Here is a 22975-nt window from a genome sequence, read left to right on the forward strand (position 1 = left end):
CGGGACCTTACCGTGCGGTACGTTGCCCTGGGCGATTCGTTCACCGAAGGGGTCGGCGATCCAAGCCGGCATCTGCCCAACGGGGTGCGGGGCTGGGCGGACCGGGTGGCGGAGGGGTTGGCCCGGGACCGGCCCGGCTGGGAGTACGCGAACCTGGCCATTCGCAGCAAGCGGCTGCGCCACGTCATCGCCGAACAGCTGGAGCCGGCGATCGCGCTGGAGCCCACGCTCATCACCCTCTATGCCGGGGGCAATGACCTCATGGACGCCGGCACCCGGGTCCGGGAGCTGTTGGCGGACTACGAGCAGCTGGTGGCCCGCCTGGCCGGCACGGGCGCCACCTTGCTGTTGTTCACCGGCTACGACGTGGCGGTCTCCGCGATCCTGGGCCCGCTGCGGGGTCGCAACCATCTCTACAACGACGGCGTCCGGCGGATCGCCGCCAAATACGGCGCGGTTCTCATCGACTATGCGGCCTTTGACGCCTACCGCAACCCCGGCCTCTGGTGCGATGACCGGCTGCACATGTCCAAGGCCGGGCACAAATACCTGGCCGCGCGGGTCCTGGAAATCCTCGGCGTGCCCCATGCCATCAAGGTGAAGGGCAACCGTGCCGGCCCCGCGCGCACTTTTCGCCAGCGGGGCCGGGACCAGCACCGGTGGCTGGTGGACTGGGTGCTGCCGATGTTTGCCCGCAAGCTCCGCGGCGTGACACTCGGGGACGGACTGGCACCGCGCTGGCCCCAGCCCGTCCGGGTGCCTCCGAGGAAGGGCCTGCGAAAGCTGGCCCGGACTCGCGCACCGGCCGCGGCTACGCCTGGACGGTCTCCTCGGCGGGGGCGAGCACAACATCCGTCACCGCAAGCTCGCCGTCGCCCGCGGCCACCGTGATCGCCAGCGCGTTGGCGGCGGCCCGCAGGTCGCCCAGCCCGGCTTCCAGCTGCGAAGCCTGGATCGCCCCGGCCGTGACGGTGGCGGAGAGCACCTGCGTGCGCTGCTTGACCTTGGCCTCGGACTTGGCCTTGCGCAGGCCGCTCAGCGCGTCCCCGACGGTCGCCAGCATGGTGGTGTCGCCGTCGGCCACGTCAATGGCGGTGGGCCACGGGGCGCGGTGCACCGACCCGGCCCGCCACCAGCTCCACACTTCCTCGGTGGCGAAGGGCAGGAACGGGGCAAACAGGCACAGCAGCGAGTCCAGCGTGGTCGCCAGCGTGGCCACGACCGACGCCTGGCCCGCCTCCCCGGCCGCCCCATAGGCGCGGTCCTTGACCAGTTCGACGTAGTCGTCGGTGAAGTGCCAGAAGAAGCTCTCCGTGAGCTGGAGCGCCCGGGCGTAGTCGTACGCCTCAAACGCCGCCGTCGACCCGCGGACGACGTCGGCCAGCTGGGCCAGCAACGCCCGGTCCAGGGGGTTGGTGATAGCCGCGGCGTCCCCGCGCAGCACGTTCGCCTCGGTCGCGCCCAGGTTCAGCACGAACTTGGAGGCGTTGAGCAACTTGATGGCCAGGCGGCGGCCGATCTTCATCTGCGCGATCTCGTACGCCGTGTCGGCGCCGAGCTTGGCCGAGGCCGCCCAGTAGCGGACGGCGTCGGCGCCGAAGTCGTTGAGCACGTCGGTGGGGACCACCACATTGCCCTTGGACTTGGACATCTTCTTGCGGTCCGGGTCCAGGATCCAGCCGGAGATGGCGGCATGCTTCCACGGGGCGCAATCTTGCAGGGCATCGGCGCGCACGGCCGTCGAGAATAGCCACGTGCGGATGATGTCGTGGCCCTGGGGGCGCAGGTCGAACGGGAACACCTTGGAGAACAGGTCCTCGTCGGTGCCCCAGCCGCCCACGATCTGCGGGGTGAGCGAGGATGTCGCCCAGGTGTCCAGGACGTCGGCGTCGCCCACGAAGCCGCCGGGCGCGTTGCGCTGGTCCTCGGTGTAGCCGGGGGCAGCGTCCGCGGCCGGGTCGACCGGCAGCATCGCGGTGGTGGGCAGGATCGGGTGGTCGTAGTCGGGGTTGGCGTCGGCGTCGAGCGGGTACCAGACGGGGACCGGCACGCCGAAGAAGCGCTGGCGGGAAACGAGCCAGTCGCCGTTGAGCCCGGAGATCCAGTTATCGTAGCGGGAGCGCATGAAGGCCGGGTGGAACTCGATTTCCTTGCCGCGGTTGATCAGGCGTTCGCGGCGGTCCTGGTCCCGGCCGCCGTTGCGGATGTACCACTGGCGCGAGCTGACGATCTCCAGGGGCTTCTCACCCTTTTCAAAGAAGTTCACCGGGTGCATGATCTTCTTTGGCTCGCCGTCCAGCAAGCCGGCCTCGGTCAGCATGGCCACCACGCCTTCCTTGGCGCTGAAGACGGTCTTGCCGGCGATCGCGGCGTAGTTGGCGCGGCCCTCCTCGGTGCCGATCCATTCCGGGGTCTCGCCCAGGATGCGCCCGTCGCGCCCGACTATGGCGCGGGTGGGCAGTTGCAGTTCGCGCCACCAGGTGACGTCGGTGAGGTCGCCGAAGGTGCAGACCATGGCGATGCCCGAGCCCTTGTCGGCCTTGGCCAGCGGGTGCGCCCTGACCTCCACCTCCACGCCGAACAACGGGGAGGTGACCTTCTTGCCGAAGAGCGGCTGGTACCGTTCGTCGTCCGGGTTGGCCACCAGCGCCGAGCAGGCCGGCAGCAGTTCCGGGCGCGTGGTCTCGATGTAGATCTTGGTGCCGTCTTCGGCAAAGAACGGGTAGCGGTAGTACGCGCCGGCCACCTCGCGGTCCTCCAGCTCGGCCTGCGCCACGGCGGTGCGGAACGTGACATCCCACAGGGTGGGGGCCTCGGCCATGTAGGCGTCGCCGTGGTCCAGGTTTGCCAGGAAGCCGCGCTGGGAAACCGCGCGGGAGTGGTCGTCGATGGTGCGGTAGGTCAGGTCCCAGTCAACGGACAGGCCCAGGGTCTGGAACAGGTTCTCAAAGACCTTCTCGTCCTCAACGGCCAGCTCCTCGCACAGCTCGATGAAGTTCTGCCGGGAGACGACGTCGAAGTCGCGCTGGTTCTTCGCGGGCGTAGCCGGGGGGCGGTAGTCGGCGTCGTACGGGGTGGCCGGATCGCAGCGGACGCCGTAGTAGTTCTGCACGCGCCGCTCAGTGGGCAGGCCATTGTCATCCCAGCCCATCGGGTAAAACACGTTCTTGCCCGTCATGCGCATGTACCGGGCCTGGACGTCCGTCTGGGTGAAGGAGAACATGTGCCCCACATGCAGCGAACCGGAGGCCGTGGGCGGGGGCGTGTCAATGGAGTACACCTGATCCCGGGTGGTGTCGCGGTCAAACTTGTAGGTGCCCTCGGCCAGCCACCGCTTGGTCAGGGCGGCCTCCAGGCCCTCCAGCGCGGGCTTGTCGGGAACGGTGGATGCAGCGGGGGCGGGCGTGTCTGTGCCCGGAATCATTTCAGCCATGTGCCAATTCTTTCATGAGTTGCCCAGGAAGCCGGATTCGGCGGCGCCGCGGGTGTCCGGTGCCGGGCGAAAACGGCCCCCGGCCCGGTTCCGCCGGCCGGAAACTTCTCCTATGCGCAGGATTGATGCCTAGTTGCACGCCACTGGACAAGCTGCGCATAACCCGCCGCGAGTCGGGCGCATAGCGGAAGGATTCTTCCACCATGCGCGGAACCCGCCGCGAGTCCGGCGCATGCCGGACGAAAAGACCCGGAGGCGGAACCGGCGGACTATGATGCGGTCATGGGCACGCTACGGATCTTGCGAGTGTATGACGACCCCGAACCGGACGAATTCCGGGTCCTGGTGGACAGGTTATGGCCGCGCGGCATCAAGAAGGACCGCGTGGACCTGTGGCTGAAGGAGGCCGGCCCCAGCACCGAGGTCCGCAACGCCTTTCACCACCAGGCCGAGCGGTTCGATGAGTTTCGGAAGGACTACACGGCGGAGCTGGAGCACAACCCGGCCGTCGAGGAACTCCGCCAGGTCGCGGCCCAGCATGAAAAAGTGGTGATCCTGTTCGGGGCCAAGGATCCGCAGCTCAACCAGGCGGCCGTGCTGCTGGACTACCTCAACGGCTCGAGCCGCTAGATTGGTTGCATGGCTAAAAACTCTTCCAAGCATGCAGTAGTCACCGGGGCCAGCTCCGGCATTGGCGCGGCCACGGTCCGCAAGCTCCGCGCGGACGGCTGGGACGTGGTTGCCGTCGCCCGCCGCGCCGACCGGCTGGCCGCCCTGGCCCGCGAAAGCGGTGCGGTCGCGTTTGTCGCCGATGTCACCAAGGACGACGACGTCGCCGCCCTGGCCACTTTTGTCGCGGCCAACGGCGGCCTGGACACGCTGATCAACGTCGCCGGCGGCGCCCGCGGCGTGGACCCGGTGGCCACGGCCCAGGCCGCCGACTGGGACTGGATGTATCAGGTCAACGTGGTCGGCACCTTGAAAATGATCCAGGCCTTCCTGCCGGCCCTGCGGGAAAACGGCCGCGGCACGGTGCTGAACCTGACCTCGACGGCGGGGCTGGCCGCGTATGAGGGCGGTTCCGGCTACAACGCCGCCAAGTTCGCCCAGCACGCCATCACCAACGCCCTGCGGCTTGAAGAGGTCGAGAACAACCTGCGCGTGATCGAGGTCGCCCCCGGACTGGTGGCCACCGAGGAATTCAGCCTCAACCGCCTCGGCGGCGACAAGGCAGCGGCGAAGAAGGTATACGCCGGGGTGGCCGAGCCGCTCACGGCCGAGGACGTCGCCGAGGTGGTCAGCTACGCCGTCGGCCTGCCGCACCACATCAATCTCGACCAGATCGTCATCCGCCCGGTCGCCCAGGCCGCCAACCACAAGCTGGTCCGCAAGGGCTAGGTGCAAGCACGCCCGCGGATCCCCTAGAATGGGTTCAAAGCATTGACCCGGCCATCACCGGTGAGCTTCCGGAAGAACACGCCCCGCAGACGCCGGGACGCCAGTAGAACCGGACGGGTAAGCCCGTCAGCGCAGTTAACGAGCGGCCGGCCCCGGCAACGGGGGCGGTAAGCGAGGTGGTACCGCGGCGCAAGCCGTCCTTGCATCCTGAATTGTTCGCCACCGAGCAGGATGATGTGATGACCCACTTCCCGAAGGCCTCCGCCGCCCAGACCGACTCCGACCACGTCCCCGCCTCCGTGCGTTTCCCGGAGATCGAGGAACTCGTCCTGAAGTACTGGGCCGAGGACGGCACCTTTCAGGCGAGCATCGACGCCCGGGACGCCGGCGTGAACGGCGCCAACGAGTTTGTCTTTTACGACGGCCCGCCCTTCGCCAACGGCCTGCCCCACTACGGGCACCTGCTCACCGGCTACGTCAAGGACCTGGTGGCCCGGTACCAGACCCAGCGCGGCCACCGCGTGGAGCGCCGCTTCGGCTGGGACACGCACGGGCTGCCGGCCGAGCTGGAGGCCATGAAGCAGCTGGGCATGACGGACAAGAAGCAGATCGAGGCCATGGGCATCGACAAGTTTAACGACGCCTGCCGCGCCTCCGTGATGAAGTACGCCGGCGAATGGYAGGACTACGTGACCCGCCAGGCCCGCTGGGTCGACTTCGACAACGACTACAAAACCCTCAACGTCGACTACATGGAGTCGGTGCTGTGGGCCTTCAAGCAGCTTCACGCCAAGGGCCTGACCTACAACGGCTACCGCGTGCTGCCCTACTGCTGGAAGGACGAGACGCCGCTCTCCAACCACGAGCTGCGCATGGATGACGACGTCTACAAGGACCGCCAGGACCAGACCGTCACCGTCACCTTCCCCATCCTCGGCGAAGAGGGGGCGGCGAATCCCCTGGCGGCCGAGCTCGCCGGCGTCGCCGCCATCGCCTGGACCACCACGCCCTGGACGCTGCCCACCAACCAGGCCCTGGCCGTCGGACCCACGGTGAGCTACGCCGTCGTGCCGGTGGGCCCGAACGGCTCCGCCGCGGTCGCCGCCGGTTCGAGGACGGAGAAGTTCCTGCTCGCCGCGGACCTGGTGGGCGCCTACGCCAAGGACCTGGGGTACGGCGACGGAGCCGACGGCGCGGCCGCCGCGAGCGCGGCCGTCACCGCCACCTACCTCGGCTCCGCGCTGGAGGGCCTGGCCTACGAGCCGCTGTGGGACTACTTTGCCGACGATGAAAAATACGGCACGGCCAAGTCCTGGCGCATCCTGCTGGCCGACTATGTGACCACCACGGACGGTACGGGCATCGTGCACCAGGCGCCCGCCTACGGTGAAGAGGACCAAAAGATCTGCGAGCAGTACGGCATCCCCGTGGTGCTCTCCATCGACGAGGGCGCGAAGTTCCTGCCGCTGTTTGCCGGCGGGCCGCTCAACGACATCGCCGGGGTGCAGGTCTTTGAGGCAAACAAGACCATCACCAAGGTGGTCCGGGACGCCGGCCGGCTGGTCCGCCAGGCCAGCTACGTGCACAGCTACCCGCACTGCTGGCGCTGCCGCACACCCCTGATCTACCGGGCCATCTCCTCCTGGTACGTGGAGGTGACGAAGTTCAAGGACCGCATGGTGGAGCTCAACCAGGACATCAACTGGATCCCGGGCAACGTCAAGGACGGCCAGTTCGGCAAGTGGCTGGCCAACGCCCGCGACTGGTCCATCAGCCGCAATCGCTACTGGGGCTCGCCCATCCCGGTGTGGCAGTCCGATGACCCCGACTACCCGCGCACCGACGTGTACGGCTCCCTCGCCGAACTACAGGCCGACTTTGGCCGCCTGCCGCTCAACCATGAGGGCCAGCCGGATTTGCACCGCCCGTTCATCGACGAGCTGACCCGGCCCAACCCGGACGACCCCCGCACGCCCGAACAGGGCCAATCCACCATGCGCCGCGTGGAGGACGTGCTGGATGTGTGGTTCGACTCCGGCTCCATGCCGTACGGCCAGGTCCATTACCCGTTTGAGAACGAGGACTGGTTCAACACGCACAACCCGGCCGACTTCATCGTGGAGTACATCGGACAGACGCGCGGCTGGTTCTACATGCTGCACGTGCTCTCCACCGCGCTCCTGGACCGCCCGGCCTTCCGCAACGTCATCAGCCACGGGATCGTGCTCGGCTCCGACGGGCAAAAAATGTCCAAGAGCCTGCGCAACTACCCGGACGTCTCCGAGGTCCTGGACCGTGACGGCTCCGACGCCATGCGCTGGTTCCTGATGGCCAGCCCCATCCTGCGCGGCGGCAACCTGGTGGTCACCGAGCAGGGCATCCGGGACGGCGTCCGCCAGGTGATCCTGCCGTTGTGGAACGTGTACAGCTTCTTCACCCTGTACGCCAACACCGCCAATGGCGGGGCCGGCTACGACGCCCAGCTGCGCTACGACGGCTACACCGACACCATGGACACGTACCTGCTGGCCAACACCGGCGAACTGGTGCGCGACGTCACGGCCCGCCTCGACGACTATGACGTCTCCGGCGCCTGCGACGCCCTGCGCGGCTACATGGACATGCTCACCAACTGGTATGTCCGGCGCAGCCGCACCCGCTTCTTTGACGAAAGCACCGACGCCTTCGACGCCCTCTACACGGCGCTGGAAACCGTCACCCGCGTGGCCGCGTCCCTGCTGCCGCTGATCTCCGAGGAGATCTGGCGCGGGCTGACCGGCGGGCGCTCCGTGCACCTGACCGACTGGCCCGACGCCGAGCTGTTTGGCGCCAACCCCGCCCTCATCGAACAGATGGACCTCATCCAGCAGATCTGCTCCACGGGCTCCAGCCTGCGCAAGGCCGCCAAGCTGCGGGTGCGCCTGCCGCTGGCGGAACTGACGGTGGTGGTGCCGCAGGCGGCCGCCCTCGCCGAGGGAACCGGCATCGTGGCCGATGAGCTGAACATCCGCTCGGTCCGCCTCGTGGACGCCGCCGACGCCTCCCCGGAGGAATTCGGCATCTCGGCGAAGCTGGTGGTCAACGCCCGCGCGGCCGGCCCGCGCCTGGGCAAGGACGTGCAGCGGGCCATCAAGGGTTCCAAGTCCGGCGACTGGTCGATCGACGGCGGCGTGGTCATCGCCGGCGGCCTGGCCCTGGAGCCCGCCGAATACACGCTGGAGACGATCGTGGCMGACGCGCACGACGGCGGGAAGTCGGCGGTGGCGATGCTGCCCGGCGGCGGGTTCGTGGTGCTGAACACGACGCTCACGCCCGAGCTGGAGGCCGAGGGCACGGCCCGCGACATGGTCCGGGCCATCCAGTCGGCCCGCAAGGACGCCGAACTGCACGTCAGTGACCGCATCCAGACCACCATCAGCGCCCCGCAGGACGTGGTGGACGCGCTGCACGCCAACATGGACCTGGTCAAGAAGGAAACGCTCACCGTGGTCCTGGAACTCATCCCGGGCGACGTGGAAACCATCATCACCGTGGAACGGACAATTGCCTGATGACTACCCCGCATGACGAATTCTCCGTCGAAAGCGTGTACGCCGAACTGCTCGGCCGCGCCCCCGAAAACAAGATGGAACCGCGGCTGGCCCCGCTGTTCCGCGCCATGGACGTCCTGGGGGAGCCCAACAAGGCCTTCCCGATCATCCACGTGACCGGCACCAACGGCAAGACGTCCACGGCCCGGATGATCGAGTCCGGGCTGATGGCCCACGGGCTGCGCACCGGCCGCTACACCAGCCCGCACCTGACCCGCGTCACCGAACGCATCAGCATCGACGGCGCGCCCGTCAGCGATGAAACGTTCGTGCGGATCTGGGATGAAATCCACCCGTACCTGTTGATCGTGGACGCGGAACTGCAGGCGGTCGGCGAGACGCGGCTGACCTACTTTGAATGCCTGACCATCCTGGCGTTCGCGGTGTTCGCCGACGAGCCGGTGGACGTCGCCGTCCTGGAGGTGGGCCTGGGCGGGATCACCGACGCCACCAATGTGGGCGACGGGCAGGTCGCCGTGATCACGCCCATCTCCCTCGACCACACCGAGCTGCTGGGGGATACCACCGGGGCCATCGCGGTGGAGAAGGCCGGCATCATCAAGGAGGGCGCCTTCCTGGTCAGCTCCGCCCAGCCGGTGGACGCCGCCCAGGTGCTGCTGGAGCGGGCCCGGGAAAAGAACGCCCGGTACTGCTTTGAGGGTGTCGAGTTTGGTGTGGAGTCACGGGCCATCGCCGTGGGCGGGCAGCTGCTCACCCTGCGGGGCCTGGCCGGCCGGTACCCGGAGATCCTGCTGCCCCTGCACGGCGAACACCAAGCCGAAAACGCCGCCGTCGCCCTGGCCGCGCTGGAGGCTTTCTTTGGCAACGGGGAAAAGGAACTGAGCCTGGACCTGGTCCAGGAGGGATTCCGCAACGCCACCTCGCCCGGGCGCCTGGAGGTGCTGCGCACGTCCCCCACGATCGTGGTGGACGCCGCCCACAACCCGGCCGGGATCCAGGCCAGCGCCGCGGCCCTGCAGGAGGCGTTCGCCTTCAGCAAGCTGGTGGTGGTGCTGGGCATCCTGCAGGAGAAGGACGCCGAGGAAATCCTGCGCACGCTCAAGGAATCCTACGGTGGCGAGGCGGGGGAGATTTGCCTGACCCAGTCCAAGTCGCCCCGCGCCATCCCCGCGGCCGAACTGGCCGAGATGGCCGTCGAGCTGGGCTGGCCCGAGGACGACGTCCACATTGCCGAAAAGCTGGACGAGGCGATCGAATGGGCCGTGGAACGTGCCGAGTCCAACAATGACCTCGCCGGCGGCGTGCTCATCACCGGCTCGATCACCGTGGTCGGTGAGGCCCGCATCCTGCTGGGCCGGCCCGGCGAAAGGGAAGGTGCCTAGGGCATGGCGAGACTGACCAAGGCGCAACGCGAGTGGCGCCCCGGCATGCCGAAGAAGCCGCGCTCCACCAAGATGATGTTCGGCTCCACCGTGCTGGTGCTCGAGGCTTTCGTCGCGCTCTTTGCCGCCCTGGCCCTGTTCGGGTTGCAGGGCAGGAACCCCGCCTACCTGGTCATCGGAGGCGTGCTCGCCCTGCTGATGGTGGCCACGTGCGCGTTCCTGGCCCGGCCGTGGGGAGCGGCCGTGGGCTGGGTCCTGCAGCTGCTGCTGATCGCCGGCGGCTTCAAGGAGCCGTCGATGTTCGTGGTCGGCATCCTCTTCGCCGTGGCCTGGTGGTATGCCCTGTTCGCCGGGAGCCGCATCGACCGGGAAAACCGGGAACGGGCCCGGGTGCAGGCCGCCTGGGATGCCGAACACCCCGACCCGGCCCCGTAGACTGGTGCGGAAACCCCAACACAACCGAAGTGGAGCAGCTGTGAGCTACGAGCGCACCCTTGTCCTGGTCAAGCCCGACGGCGTGACCCGCAACCTTTCCGGCGCCATCCTGGCCCGCATCGAAGCCAAAGGCTATGCCCTGGCCGAGCTGAAGAAGGTCACCGCGACCCGCGGGCAGCTCGAGGCACACTACGCCGAGCACGTGGGCAAGCCGTTCTACGAGCCGCTGGTCGAGTTCATGCTCTCCGGCCCCGTGGTCGCCGCCATCTTTGAGGGCGATCGGGTGATCGAGGGCTTCCGCGCCCTCGCCGGCACCACCGACCCCACCACGGCGGCACCGGGGACCATCCGCGGCGACTTTGGCCGCGACTGGGGCCTGAAGGTCCAGCAGAACCTGGTGCACGGCTCGGACTCCGCGGAGTCCGCCGAGCGCGAGATCGGCATCTGGTTCGCCTAGGCGCACCCCGCACCTCCCGCAGCAACGACGAAGGGCACCTCCCGTGCGGGAGGTGCCCTTCGTCGTTGCTGCGGGGTGCGGTTTAGTTAGGCATTGGAGGAGAAGATCAGGTGCATGAACTTGAAGAAGATGGAGGCGATCACGCCCAGGTAGACCAGGCCCACGATCACCCAGGCCCAGTCGGCGGCGAACCTGGCCACGGCGCGGGGGGCCGGGATGACGCCGTGCTGGAGGTTGCGGACACTCACCCAGACGAAGAGCGGGATCATCACGGTCCACACCACCATGCAGTAGGGGCACAGGATGGCGAGCACGTACACGGCCTGAAACCAGAACCAGCCCACCAGCGCCAGCCCCAGGGTGACCCCCAGCTGCAGGCCCAGCCAGTACCAGCGGCTCAGCGACGCCCCCGCCAGCAGCACGACCCCCGTGGTGATGACCACCACGAACGTGACCAGCCCGATGAACGGGTTGGGGAAGCCGAAGATCGCGGCCTGCTGCGTCTTCATGACGTCCCCGCAGGAGATCCAGGTGTTGAAGTCGCAGCTGACCTTCGCGCCCGGGTTGGTGTACAGGTGCAGCCGCTCCAGCACCAAGGTGGCGGACGCCAGCCAGGCGACGGCACCGGCAATGACCAGGAACCAGCCGAAGGGCCTGGGCCGGGCCAGCACGGGCAGCGCCTGGTCTGTGGGAAGGCGGTCGGAAACGCTGGGGGAGGGCATGGGCGCCTTTTCTTCGTGCGGTCTATTGTGTCCCGATTGTAGCGTGTGAATCTTGGCGCGCCGTGTGTGATTCGCCCGCCGACGGTGGGGGTGTATGAGACAATGGACGTGGCTGGACGGCGATCCACATGCGTCATTCAGTCCGATGGCACGCCCACGGGTCTGCCGGTGACGACGCTCCCGCTTTCGGCAGCCATCCACCGGACAGTCTGACGCAGAACAACGCGGATCCGGCAAACCATCGGCTTTTCAGAGCTTGCAGCACCCGGAAGATGGTGCCGCCTGGAAAGCAATTAGACGACTTCCGTCGGCGCCCGCGGGTGCCGACACACCTGCCGTTGACGGTGCTCGATGTGGGGGTATCGCAACGGTGCGAAGGTAACGCCCTCCATGAATAATGAAAAGTCCAGCGCAGAAACAGCAACAAGCACGCAATCACCTGACGGCACGGATTCATCGGCCGCCGCAACCAAGCCCCGGACCACCCGCTCGCGCCGCGCGTCGGCCAAGGTCACCTCGCCCGCCCCCGTGCCCCCGCCGGCACCGGTCGCCGACACCCCTGCCGCGGAGATGCCGCCCGCCGGGGCCACCGCCGCGGATGCTCCCGTGAAGAAGGCGCCCGTGCGCCGCAGCCGCGCCAAGAAGGCCGACGCCGCCTTGCTCGACGGCACCGTGCCGGACGGGTACCTGCCGGACGGCGCCGCGGCCGGTACCGGAACTCCGGCCACCGACCTTTCGGCCGCCGCCGCGGACAGCGCCGTCGAGCCGGTCAAGACGCCCGCCAAGCGGGCCCCGCGCCGCCGGGCCACGGCCGCGACCGGCGCACCCGCCCCGGTGCAGGGCGTGCTGAACCTGGACTCCGCCTCCCCAATCACTGCCCCCGCGGCCAGTGCCGAGCCGGCCAGTGCCGAAGCGGTTTCCGCCGACCAGGCGCCCGTGGCGAAGGCTCCCGCGCGCCGCCGGAGCGTCAAGAAGGTCGACGCCGCCACCGACAGCGCGGCCGCCGCGCCCGCGGAGGCCGTTGCGGAAGCGGCGGAGCAGCCCGGCGCCGAGGCACCCACCCGGCCGGCCCGCAGCCGCCGGAAGTCCACCGCTGCCGTCACGGACGCCGCGGCACCTAGCACCTCAGCGCCCGCCGCCCTCAGCCCCGCCGCCGAAGCGCCCGCCGCCGAAACCCCGGTCGACGCGGCAGCCGCGGCACCGGACGCGACCGTGCCGGCCGACTCGCCCTTCCTGGCCCCCTCCGCCGGCATCTCCGTCCTGTTCCAGGCCCCCGACCTCAGCCTGGCCGTCTCCGCGCCCGCCGTGGACCACGACGACGCCGACGGCGGCGACGACTTCGACTCGCACGACGAGTCCCGCTCGCGCCGCGGCCGGGCCCGTAACCGCCGCAACAAGCACTCCGACGCCCAGGGTGAAGCCCCGGCCCATGCAGCGGGCACCGACGATGCCGATGCCGACACCGAGGGCCACGACGACGGCGTGACGTCGCGTCGCCGTCGTCGTCGCCGCCGCGGGGATGCGGACCTGGAATTGACCGGCGGCACCGATGAGGATCCGCCCAACACCGTGACCCGGGTCCGGGCCCCGCGCACGCCGGCGGAGTCGTCCTCGAGCGCGTCGAACCGGGTGACGAGCCTGCGCGGCTCCACCCGCCTGGAAGCCAAGAAGCAGCGCCGCCGCGATTCCCGCGACTCCGGCCGCCGCCGCACCGTCATCACCGAGGCCGAGTTCCTGGCCCGGCGGGAATCCGTGGACCGGGTGATGGTGGTGCGCCAAAGCGATGACCGCATCCAGATCGGGGTGCTCGAAGACGGCATCCTGGCCGAACACTTTGTCTCCAAGACCCAGCAGGATTCGCTGATCGGCAACGTCTACCTGGGCAAGGTCCAAAACGTGCTGCCGAGCATGGAGGCGGCCTTCGTCGACATCGGCCGCGGCCGCAACGCCGTCCTGTACGCCGGGGAGGTGGACTGGGACGCCGCCAACCTCAACGGCCAGCCGCGCCGGATCGAAAATGCGCTCAAGTCCGGGGACGCCGTCCTGGTGCAGGTCTCCAAGGATCCCGTGGGCCACAAGGGTGCCCGCCTGACCAGCCAGATCTCCCTGCCGGGCCGGTACCTGGTGTACGTGCCGGGCGGGTCGATGACCGGCATCTCCCGCAAGCTTCCGGACGTCGAACGCAACCGGCTCAAGCGCGTGCTCAAGGACCACCTGCCCGAAAACGCGGGCGTCATTGTGCGCACCGCCGCCGAGGGCGCCAGCGAGGAGGAGCTGACCAACGACATCAACCGGCTGCGCGCCCAATGGGAAGGCATCAGCACCCGGGCCGCCGCCCACAAGACGCTCGCCCCGGAAATGCTCTACGCCGAGCCGGACCTGACCATCAAGGTGGTCCGCGACGTCTTCAACGAGGACTTCACCAAGCTGATCGTCGCCGGCGAGGAAGCCTGGGACACCATCGAGGCGTACGTGACGTACGTGGCCCCGGACCTGCTGGACCGGCTGGAAAAGTGGACCAAGACCGAGGACATCTTCGGCGCGCACCGCATCGACGAACAAATCTCCAAGGCCCTGGAACGCAAGGTGTTCCTGCCCTCCGGCGGTTCCCTGGTGATCGACCGCACCGAAGCCATGACCGTGGTTGACGTGAACACGGGCAAGTTCACCGGTTCCGGCGGCAACCTGGAGGAAACCGTCACCAAGAACAACCTTGAAGCGGCCGAAGAAGTGGTCCGCCAGCTGCGCCTGCGCGACATCGGCGGCATCATCGTCATCGACTTCATCGACATGGTCCTGGAATCCAACCGCGACCTGGTGCTGCGCCGCATGGTGGAGTGCCTGGGCCGGGACCGCACCAAGCACCAGGTGGCCGAGGTGACCAGCCTGGGCCTGGTGCAGATGACGCGCAAGCGCATGGGCACCGGCCTGCTGGAGGTCTTCGGGGAGCAGTGCGAGGTCTGCGCCGGCCGCGGCATGGTCACGCACGAAATTCCCGTGGAGCACCGCCGCGTCCACACCGTGGCCGCCGAACAGCACCATCCGCACGGCGGAAACCGCAACGAGGGCCGGGACGGCGACCGGGGGGCCAACCGCTCCACCCGCAGTGAGCGCAAGCGCAACCGCAGCCGCCAGACGTCCATCGAGGACGACGCCCCGGCAACGCACGAGGTGGAGGAGCTGACGGAGGCGCAGCGCACCGAAAAGGCCAATGCCGCCCGGACCGCCCTGGCCAACATCGCCGCCGCCGCGGCCGCCGCCCACCACGAGGCCGCCCGTTCCGAGCCGGCCCGCCCCGAGCCGGCCCACCACGATGTGGGGGAGGTGGAGGTGCAGTCGCTGCCCACCAGCCTGGGCGAGACCGCCACCCTCACCCTGGGCGGGGAGGCCGTGGAGCTGCCCCGCGGCCATCACACCGGCCACGCCGTCGACCCCGCCCACCATGCCGATTCGGCCGCCGCACTGGCCGGCATCGCGCAGGCCCTGGACCAGCTCTCCGGCCAGGACGGCGAGGACACCCCGGCCGGCAGCCGCTCGCGCTCGCGCCGCTCGCGCCGCAACCGCAGCGCCAGCCGCGCCCAGGGCGGCGCGGGCATCGACGTGGAGACCGGTACGGGGCCCGTGCCGGCACACGGCTCCGCCCAGCACAGCAGCGCTGCCGTCCGGCTGCCGGAGCCGGTGCAGGCCCCCACGAAGGACGCCGGACCCATCATCCTGGGCGTGGGCGTTCCCGCCTCGGAGCTCTAGCCCGGACGCCAACTGACCCGCAATAGTTGTCGAAAATCGCCGCGAAATCGCGTTTTTTGGACATCTATTGCGGGTCAGTTTTCCTTAAGGGGAGCCGCGGGGGCTAGGGTGGACAGCGACACGGGGTGCCAGGCCGCCAGGGCCGGCTGAGAAAACACCCGTTGAACCTGCCCGGCCAGCACCGGCGAAGGGATGTCCATGACCATCGAGTTGCCCCGGCTGCACGATTTGCCCAGAGTTTTGACCATTGCCGGCTCCGATCCGTCCGGCGGCGCCGGGATCCAGGCCGACCTGAAGTCCATCGCCGCCCACGGCGGATACGGGATGGCCGCCATCACCGCCCTGACCGCGCAAAACACGCGGGGCGTCAGCGCCGTCCACGTGCCGCCGGCCGAATTCCTGGCCCGGCAGCTGGAGGCCCTCAGCGAGGACATCACCATCGACGCCGTCAAGATCGGCATGCTCGCCACCGCCGAGGTGATCGAGACCGTGGGCGACTGGTTGGCACGCACCCGGCCCGCCGTCGTCGTGCTAGATCCGGTCATGGTCGCCACCAGCGGCGACCGGCTGCTGGACGCCGACGCCAGGGCCGCCCTGCTCACCCTGCTGGGGCACGCCCATCTCATCACGCCGAACCTGCCGGAACTGGGCGTCCTCACCGGCCAGGGGACGGCGGAGTCGTGGGAGGAGGCGCTGGTGCAGGGCAAGGCGCTGGCCCGCTCGGCCGGCGTCCACGTGCTGGTCAAGGGCGGGCACCTGCCGGGGGAGCAGTGCCCGGATGCGCTGGCGGGCCCGGACGGGTCGCTGCTGGAATTCCCCGGCGCCCGCATCGAGACCGGCAACACGCACGGCACGGGATGTTCGCTGTCCGCCGGGCTGGCCACCGTGCAGGCCCAAACCGGCGACTGGGGCGCCTCCGTGCAACGGGTCAAGGCCTGGTTGCGCGGGGCGCTGGAAAGCTCCGGGGACCTGGACGTGGGGCACGGGCGCGGCCCGGTCAACCACTTCCACGCCCTGTGGGCGGACGCCGCGCCCGTGGCGGACGAGTTCAGCCGGTCCCTGTGGCGGGACACGGCGCCGCTGCGCGCGGACATCCTGGCCCTGGACTTCATCAAGGACCTGGCCGCGGGCACCCTGGCCGGGGAGCACTTCTCCTATTATTTGGCGCAGGACGCCATCTACCTCAACGGGTACTCCCGCGTGCTGTCCCGGGCCAGCGCCCTGGCCCCCACCGAGGCCGAGCAGCGTTTTTGGGCCGAGGGGGCACACAACGCCTTGGCCGTCGAGATGGAGCTGCACCGCGACTGGCTCTCCCGGCACACCGCAGGGACGGCGCCGGGCCCGGTGACCAAGACCTATGTGGACCACCTGCAGGCCACCGCGTTTGCCGGCAGCTACGGGGAACTGGTTGCCGCCGTGCTGCCGTGCTATTGGCTCTACGCGGAAGTGGGCCGGGTGCTGCACGCGGACCACCTCACCCGCAGTGCCGACCACCCCTACGCGGCCTGGCTGGGCACCTATGCGGACGAGGCCTTTGCCGAGGCCGCCCGCACGGCCGTCTCGATCCTGGACGCCGCCGCCCGGCGGGGCACGGCGGCCGAGCGTGCGCACATGCGCACCGCATTCGAGGAGTCCTCCCGCCTCGAACTGGAATTCTTTGACGCACCCCGCCGGCACGTGCCGACGGGCCCGCGCCGAGGTGATTAACGCCACGGGGTGCGCGGAAGAAACACGGTGCGGCGCGGCGCAAAATGGCGCCCACCGACCCGCCGACACGCTAAGGTTGTGGAGCACGGTTCCCTTGGGCGGGCCGGGGCGGCGGATTTACTCTCACCACCCTTCCCGCAGTGGCACGGAACCAGTCTCATTTGCGGCCGGAGCTTGAATTAGCGTATTCTTGATCTTCGGTGCTTACGCCAACACTAAAGGGCAACCACTCTCTGGTAGAACTCCATTGAGGTCCACGGCGTTGAGGCACATGAAAACTTTGTAATAACGTCGAGAGAAGTGAGTTCCCCAGTGGTGTACGCGATTGTCCGCGCAGGCGGCCGCCAAGAGAAGGTTTCCGTCGGAGACCACGTGACCATGAACCGCGTCCCCGGTGGAGTTGGCAGCACCCTTGAGCTGCCCGCTTTGCTCTTGGTCGATGGTGAGAACATCACCACCGCCGCGAAGGACCTGGCCAATGTGAAGGTTACGGCTGAGAAGTTGGAGGATCTTCGCGGGCCGAAGATCGTCATCCAGAAGTTCAAGAACAAGACCGGTTACAAGAAGCGTCAGGGCCACCGCCAGGAACTGTCGAAGGTCAAGATCACCTCAATCGCGTAACCCGCGTCGAGTCGATCCCACTTAAAATCTTTTAGTCAAAAGGCAGGCATTTTCACATGGCACATAAAAAGGGCGCGAGTTCCACTCGCAACGGTCGTGATTCCAACGCTCAGTACCTGGGCGTGAAGCGCTTCGGCGGACAGGTTGTCAAGGCCGGGGAAATCATCGTGCGCCAGCGCGGCACCCACTTCCACCCGGGTGAGGGCGTTGGCCGCGGCAGCGATGACACGCTGTTCGCCTTGGACGCCGGTGCGGTCGAGTTCGGTACGCGTCGTGGACGCCGCGTCGTGAACATCGTCGCAGCCGCGGTCTAATACCAAAGCATTTCCTCGTGGAGCGGGCCGCATGGCTCGCTCCACTGGTCTTTAACCCGGCTTTAACCAGCGCGGACTAGAATTAGTGCGCAGCGAAAGTACTACTCAAGGAGAATTCATTGGCCAGCTTTGTTGACCGGGTTGTATTGCACGTATCCGGCGGGACAGGCGGCCATGGCTGCGTCTCCGTTCACCGCGAGAAATTCAAGCCGCTGGGCGGGCCCGACGGCGGCAAGGGCGGGGACGGCGGCGACGTCATCTTGCGCGTCAGCTCGCAAACCACCACACTCCTGGACTTCCACCACGCCCCGCACCGGCACGGCACCAACGGCGGCCCCGGCATGGGCGACTGGCGCGACGGAAAAATCGGTGAATCCGTGGTCCTGGACGTCCCGGACGGCACCGTGGTCAAGGACAAGGACGGCAACGTCCTCGCCGACCTGGTCGGGGAGGGCACGCAATACGTGGCCGCCGCCGGCGGCCAGGGCGGACTGGGCAACGCGGCCCTGTCCTCGCAAAAACGCAAGGCCCCCGGCTTCGCGCTGCTCGGCATCGAGGGCGACACCCGTGACATCGTCCTGGAGCTGAAGTCCATCGCCGACATCGCGCTCGTGGGCTTCCCCTCCGCCGGCAAGTCCAGCCTGATCGCGGCCATGTCCGCGGCCCGGCCCAAGATCGCCGACTACCCGTTCACCACCCTGATCCCCAACCTGGGCGTGGTGCAATCCGGGGACGTCCGGTTCACCATTGCCGACGTCCCCGGGCTCATCGAAGGCGCCAGCGAGGGCAAGGGCCTGGGCCATAACTTCCTGCGCCACGTCGAACGCTGTGCCGCACTGGTGCACGTGCTGGACTGCGCCACGCTGGAGGCCGACCGGGACCCGCTCTCCGACCTGGCCGTGATCGAACGCGAACTTGACCGGTACGCCGTCGACATGAGCTTTGCCGGGGCCGACGGCGACGTGGTCCCGCTGAATGAGCGCCCCCGGCTGGTGGCGCTGAACAAGATCGACTCGCCCGACGGCCGCGACATGGCCGCATTTGTCCGCGGCGACCTGGAGAGGCGCGGCTACCGGGTCTTTGACATCTCCGCCGCCACCCACGAGGGCCTGCGCCAGCTCGGATACGCCATGGCCGAGATCGTCCAGGCCGCCCGGGACGCCCTCGCCGCCGCGCCCGCGAAGGTCGCCCCCGTGATTTTGCGACCCCGCGCCGTGAATGCCGTGCCGTTCACCATCCGCCGCGAGGAAAGGAACCTGGAGCCGCTGTTTCGGGTTCTGGGCGAGAAGCCCGAACGCTGGGTCCGCCAGACCGATTTCCAGAACGAGGAAGCCATCGGCTACCTGGCCGACCGCCTGGCGGCCGCCGGCGTGGAGGCCGGCCTGTTCAAGGCCGGGGCCACCCCGGGGGACACCGTGGTCATCGGCGAGGGCGACGGCATGATCTTTGACTGGGAACCCACCGTGATGGGCGGGGCCGAACACCTGGCCGCCCCCCGCGGCACCGACCTGCGCCTGCTCGACCTCGGCGACCGACCCACCCGCGCGCAAAAGCGCGAGGAGCAGCAGGAGCGCCGCGATGCCAAGGCCGCGGCCCGGGCCGAGCTCGAGGCCGAGCGCAAGGCCGGGATCTGGACCGAATCCACCAACCGCAAGTCCGTCACCGACCGGGTGATCAAGGCGGACCTGGCGGCCGAAGGCGCACAGGACACCGATGAACTCTAGCGGGCACCGGATGGATTCCCGGGCGGCGCTTGCCACCGCCGCGAGGATTGTGGTCAAGGTCGGCTCCTCCTCCCTGACCTCCGTGGCCGGGGGCATCTCCGAGGTGGCGCTGAACCAGCTGGTKGACGTGCTGGCCAGGCGGCGCCTGAGCGGCACCGAGATCATCCTGGTCTCCTCCGGGGCCATCGCCGCCGGGCTGCTGCCGCTGGGCCTGGCGCGCCGGCCCAGGGACCTGGCCACCCAGCAGGCGGCCGCCAGCGTGGGCCAGGGCCTGCTCATGGCCCACTACAACCACGCGTTCATCAGCCACGGGGTCACGGTCTCCCAGGTGCTGCTCACCGCCGAGGACCTGAGCCGGCGCCGCCACTACGTCAACGCGCACCGCGCCATGGAGCGGCTGCTGCACCTGGGCGTGGTGCCGATCGTGAATGAAAACGACACCGTCGCCACCCATGAGATCCGCTTTGGCGACAACGACCGCCTGGCCGCCCTGGTGGCGCACCTGGTCAAGGCCGACGCCCTGGTCCTGCTCTCCGACGTCGACTCCCTGTATGACGGGCCGCCGGCCGACGGCGCCCGCCGGATCAGCACCGTTGACTCGCCCGGGGACCTGGAGGGGATCGTGATCGGCAACGCCGGCCAGGCCGGACTGGGCACCGGCGGCATGGCCACCAAGGTCCAGGCCGCGCTCATCGCCGCCGAAACCGGCATCCCCGCGCTGGTCACCTCCACCGCGAATGCCGCCGCCGCCCTGGCGGGGGAGGACGTGGGCACCTGGTTCGCCATCAACGGCAACAAGCGCCCCGTCCGCCTGCTCTGGCTGGCCCACCTCGCGGACATCCATGGCCGCCTGGTCCTGGACGACGGCGCCGTGCGGGCCGTGCGCGAACGGCACAAGTCGCTGCTTCCGGCGGGCATCACGGCCGTCAGCGGCGACTTCGAGGCCGGGGACGCCGTCGAGCTCGCCGACCTCGCGGGAAACGTGTTCGCCCACGGCCTGGTGAACTACCCGTGCGCGGACCTGCCCCAGATGCTGGGCCGGTCCACGAAGTCCCTGGCCAAGGAGCTGGGCCGCGAATATGAACGCGAAGTGGTCCATGTGGACGACCTGGTGCTGCTGCACACCTAGGGCGCCGTGCGGTGGCCTAAACTTAAGGCATGACCGAGCAGATTGTTGTACAAAATCTCACGGATGTTGCCGCCGAGGTGCGGGGCATCACGGAGCGGGCGCGCCGGGCGTCGCGCCGCATGGCCCGCGCCAACCGGGCCTGGAAGGACAAGGGGCTGCGCGCCATGGCCGCATCCCTCGTCGCGCACCAGGAGGCGATCCTGGCCGCCAACGGCCACGACGTGGAGGCCGGGCGGGCCGCCGGGACCTCCGCGGCCATGCTGGACCGGCTCACCCTGACCCGGGCACGCATCCAGGGCCTGGCCGACGCCCTCGAGAAGCTGGCCTCGCTGCCGGATCCGGTGGGCAACGTGGTGCGCGGGCAGACCCTGCCCAACGGCCTGCGCATGCGCCAGATCAACGTGCCCATGGGCGTGGTGGCCGCCATCTACGAGGCCCGCCCCAACGTCACGGTGGACATCGCCGGGTTGGCGCTCAAGAGCGGCAACGCCGTCATCCTGCGCGGAGGCTCGGCCGCCGCCCACACCAATGAGGCCCTGCTCGGCATCGTGCGCGACGCCCTGGAATCGGTCAGCCTGCCCGCGGACGCCGTGCAGTCCGTGGACAAGTACGGCCGCGAGGGGGCCAACCTGATCATGCGGGCCCGCGGCAGCGTGGACGTCCTTATTCCCCGCGGCGGCCGCGAGCTCATCCAGACGGTGGTCAGCAATTCCACGGTTCCGGTCATCGAGACCGGCGAGGGCAATGTGCACATCTTCATTGACAGCAGCGCCCGGGAGGAGATGTGTGTTGACATCCTGCTCAACGCCAAGACCCAGCGCCCCAGCGTGTGCAACACCGTGGAAACCCTGCTGGTCCACAAGGACGCCACCGTGCTGGGGGCCGTGCTGACGGCGCTGGCCGGCGCCGGCGTGCGCCTGCACGTGGACGAGCGGATCCGGGCGGTGCTGCCGGCCGGGCTGAGCAGCACCCCCGCCACCGACCACGACTGGGCCACCGAGTACATGGACCTCGATTTGGCCGTGAAGATGGTTGACTCGCTCGAGGAGGCGGTCAAACACATCCGCACCTGGAGCACCGGGCACACCGAGGCCATCCTGACCAACGACCTCTCAAACGCGGAACGGTTCATCGCGGAGGTGGACTCGGCCGCCGTCATCGTCAACGCCAGCACCCGCTTCACCGACGGCGGTGAGCTCGGGCTGGGCGCGGAGGTGGGAATTTCCACCCAAAAGCTGCACGCCCGGGGCCCGATGGGGCTGACCGAGCTGACCACCACCAAGTGGATTGTCCAGGGCGAGGGCCAAGTCCGCGGCTGACCACGGCGCGGCCGGTGTGCCAGCCGTGGCGGTTACCACGTACCATGGAAGGGACACCATTACCTTGACCGGCCGGTTGCACCCAACGAGCGCCGGCCCACAAACCCTAGGGGAGAACACATGCTGACCCAGCTTGCCGGCGTCGTCCTGGCCGCCGCCGAAGTCCACGAGGAAGCCGCACCGCTGATTGCGCCCCCGTTCGTGATCGGCGCCGTCATGCTGGGCGTCTTGTTGCTGTTGATGTTTGTGTGCGTGTCCTTCATGAACCTGGGCAACCGCCACGCGCCGATCGAGGTGGGCGATGACCCGCACCGCCAGCACACCAACAAGCATGCCCCCAACGACAACCAGGCACCCTCCAATCACTGAGAAAACGCGCGTGGTGGCCACCGGCTCCCGCGATCGTCTCCGTGTTGGAGTCATGGGTGGAACGTTTGACCCGATCCACCATGGTCACCTGGTGGCAGCCAGCGAGGTTGCCTCGGTTTTCAAGCTGGACGAGGTCATCTTTGTGCCGACCGGGGAGCCGTGGCAGAAGGCGAAGCGGACGGTCAGCGCCGCCGAGCACCGCTACCTGATGACCGTCATCGCCACGGCCGCCAACCCCCGGTTCACGGTCAGCCGGGTGGACATCGACCGTCCCGGCCCGACCTTCACCATCGACACCCTGCGAGACCTTAAGCGCATGCGCCCGGAGGCTGACCTTTTCTTTATCACCGGCGCCGACGCCATGGCCCAGATCATGTCCTGGAAGGACAATGACGAACTCTGGAACCTGGCCCACTTTGTGGGCGTGACCCGGCCCGGCCATGAGCTCGACGACATGGGCCGTTCCGACGTAAGTTTGTTGGAAGTGCCCGCCATGGCCATCTCCTCCACGGATTGCCGAACCCGGGTGCAGGAACACAATCCGGTGTGGTACCTGGTGCCGGACGGCGTGGTGCAGTACATCGCCAAGTATGGACTGTATGTTCAACCAAACGGAAATGGGGCCCGACGCATCCTGCCGGTGACCACGAGTACTGAATGAGTAATT

Annotated in this window: 18 protein-coding genes and 1 riboswitch; of the genes, 16 read left to right on the forward strand and 2 right to left on the reverse strand. The window is 68.6% G+C overall.

The window, feature by feature from the left end; all coding sequences use genetic code 11:
* Positions 1–12: 12 nt before the first annotated feature.
* A complete protein-coding gene (locus AB4Y80_RS01690) occupies positions 13–891 on the forward strand; it encodes an SGNH/GDSL hydrolase family protein (protein ID WP_442211563.1) in 879 nt (292 codons plus the stop codon).
* On the opposite strand, the gene valS is transcribed toward AB4Y80_RS01690, so the two are convergent.
* Positions 812–3433, reverse strand: coding sequence for a valine--tRNA ligase (gene valS, locus AB4Y80_RS01695; protein ID WP_442211565.1), 2622 nt, complete (start codon positions 3431–3433; stop codon positions 812–814). The genes AB4Y80_RS01690 and valS overlap by 80 nt on opposite strands.
* A 282-nt stretch (positions 3434–3715) precedes the next feature.
* On the opposite strand from valS, the gene AB4Y80_RS01700 reads away from it, so the two are divergent.
* From AB4Y80_RS01700 to ndk, 6 genes are all read left to right on the forward strand, one after another.
* Positions 3716–4063 carry a DUF488 domain-containing protein gene (locus AB4Y80_RS01700; protein WP_442211566.1) on the forward strand — a complete coding sequence of 116 codons (348 nt, stop codon included), beginning with the start codon at positions 3716–3718 and terminating at the stop codon, positions 4061–4063.
* Positions 4064–4072: 9 nt separating this feature from the next.
* Complete coding sequence (locus AB4Y80_RS01705; RefSeq protein WP_442211567.1) at positions 4073–4831, forward strand: SDR family oxidoreductase; 759 nt, start codon at positions 4073–4075, stop codon at positions 4829–4831.
* A 239-nt stretch (positions 4832–5070) separates the two neighbouring features.
* Positions 5071–8382 carry an isoleucine--tRNA ligase gene (gene ileS, locus AB4Y80_RS01710; protein WP_442211569.1) on the forward strand — a complete coding sequence of 1104 codons (3312 nt, stop codon included), beginning with the start codon at positions 5071–5073 and terminating at the stop codon, positions 8380–8382.
* Positions 8382–9764 (forward strand): bifunctional folylpolyglutamate synthase/dihydrofolate synthase, encoded by a 1383-nt coding sequence (locus AB4Y80_RS01715; protein ID WP_442211570.1) that lies wholly within the window; start codon positions 8382–8384, stop codon positions 9762–9764. Before ileS ends, AB4Y80_RS01715 begins: the two co-directional genes overlap by 1 nt.
* Before the next feature lie 3 nt (positions 9765–9767).
* Entirely contained in the window at positions 9768–10199 is a 432-nt protein-coding gene (locus tag AB4Y80_RS01720; RefSeq protein WP_442211571.1) for a DUF4233 domain-containing protein, read from the forward strand.
* A gap of 40 nt (positions 10200–10239) precedes the next feature.
* Positions 10240–10656, forward strand: coding sequence for a nucleoside-diphosphate kinase (gene ndk / locus AB4Y80_RS01725; protein ID WP_442211572.1), 417 nt, complete (start codon positions 10240–10242; stop codon positions 10654–10656).
* An 86-nt stretch (positions 10657–10742) separates the two neighbouring features.
* Here ndk and AB4Y80_RS01730 read toward each other — a convergent pair whose 3' ends face one another.
* Complete coding sequence (locus tag AB4Y80_RS01730; protein ID WP_442211573.1) at positions 10743–11378, reverse strand: vitamin K epoxide reductase family protein; 636 nt, start codon at positions 11376–11378, stop codon at positions 10743–10745.
* Between the two features lie 390 nt (positions 11379–11768).
* Here AB4Y80_RS01730 and AB4Y80_RS01735 point away from each other — a divergent pair, with 390 nt between their 5' ends.
* The 9 genes from AB4Y80_RS01735 (at position 11769) to nadD (ending at position 22969) form a co-directional block, all read left to right on the forward strand.
* Positions 11769–15125, forward strand: coding sequence for an Rne/Rng family ribonuclease (locus AB4Y80_RS01735; RefSeq protein ID WP_442211574.1), 3357 nt, complete (start codon positions 11769–11771; stop codon positions 15123–15125).
* A gap of 111 nt (positions 15126–15236) precedes the next feature.
* Positions 15237–15335, forward strand: a riboswitch (TPP riboswitch).
* On the forward strand, positions 15324–16832 hold the full coding sequence (locus tag AB4Y80_RS01740; RefSeq protein ID WP_442211576.1) for a bifunctional hydroxymethylpyrimidine kinase/phosphomethylpyrimidine kinase: 1509 nt from the start codon (positions 15324–15326) through the stop codon (positions 16830–16832). Its footprint overlaps the riboswitch before it by 12 nt.
* A 312-nt stretch (positions 16833–17144) precedes the next feature.
* Entirely contained in the window at positions 17145–17453 is a 309-nt protein-coding gene (gene rplU / locus AB4Y80_RS01745) for a 50S ribosomal protein L21 (RefSeq protein ID WP_442211702.1), read from the forward strand.
* A gap of 56 nt (positions 17454–17509) precedes the next feature.
* Positions 17510–17767 carry a 50S ribosomal protein L27 gene (gene rpmA, locus AB4Y80_RS01750; RefSeq protein ID WP_442211577.1) on the forward strand — a complete coding sequence of 86 codons (258 nt, stop codon included), beginning with the start codon at positions 17510–17512 and terminating at the stop codon, positions 17765–17767.
* Between the two features lie 119 nt (positions 17768–17886).
* Positions 17887–19491: a GTPase ObgE gene (obgE, locus tag AB4Y80_RS01755; RefSeq protein ID WP_442211578.1), complete on the forward strand. Its 1605-nt coding sequence runs from the start codon at positions 17887–17889 to the stop codon at positions 19489–19491.
* The gene (gene proB / locus AB4Y80_RS01760) at positions 19481–20620 is read left to right on the forward strand and encodes a glutamate 5-kinase (RefSeq protein WP_442211579.1); all 1140 of its coding nucleotides are present in this window, start codon (positions 19481–19483) and stop codon (positions 20618–20620) included. The genes obgE and proB overlap by 11 nt, the downstream gene beginning before the upstream one ends.
* Positions 20621–20649: 29 nt before the next feature.
* Positions 20650–21939, forward strand: coding sequence for a glutamate-5-semialdehyde dehydrogenase (locus tag AB4Y80_RS01765; protein ID WP_442211580.1), 1290 nt, complete (start codon positions 20650–20652; stop codon positions 21937–21939).
* A gap of 120 nt (positions 21940–22059) precedes the next feature.
* Positions 22060–22308, forward strand: a complete 249-nt coding sequence (locus AB4Y80_RS01770) for a hypothetical protein (protein WP_442211581.1) — start codon at positions 22060–22062, stop codon at positions 22306–22308.
* The gene (gene nadD, locus AB4Y80_RS01775) at positions 22271–22969 is read left to right on the forward strand and encodes a nicotinate-nucleotide adenylyltransferase (RefSeq protein WP_442211582.1); all 699 of its coding nucleotides are present in this window, start codon (positions 22271–22273) and stop codon (positions 22967–22969) included. The genes AB4Y80_RS01770 and nadD overlap by 38 nt, the downstream gene beginning before the upstream one ends.
* The last annotated feature ends 6 nt before the right edge of the window (positions 22970–22975 follow it).

This window comes from Specibacter sp. RAF43 (genome assembly GCF_052114065.1).
Classification (GTDB): domain Bacteria; phylum Actinomycetota; class Actinomycetes; order Actinomycetales; family Micrococcaceae; genus Specibacter.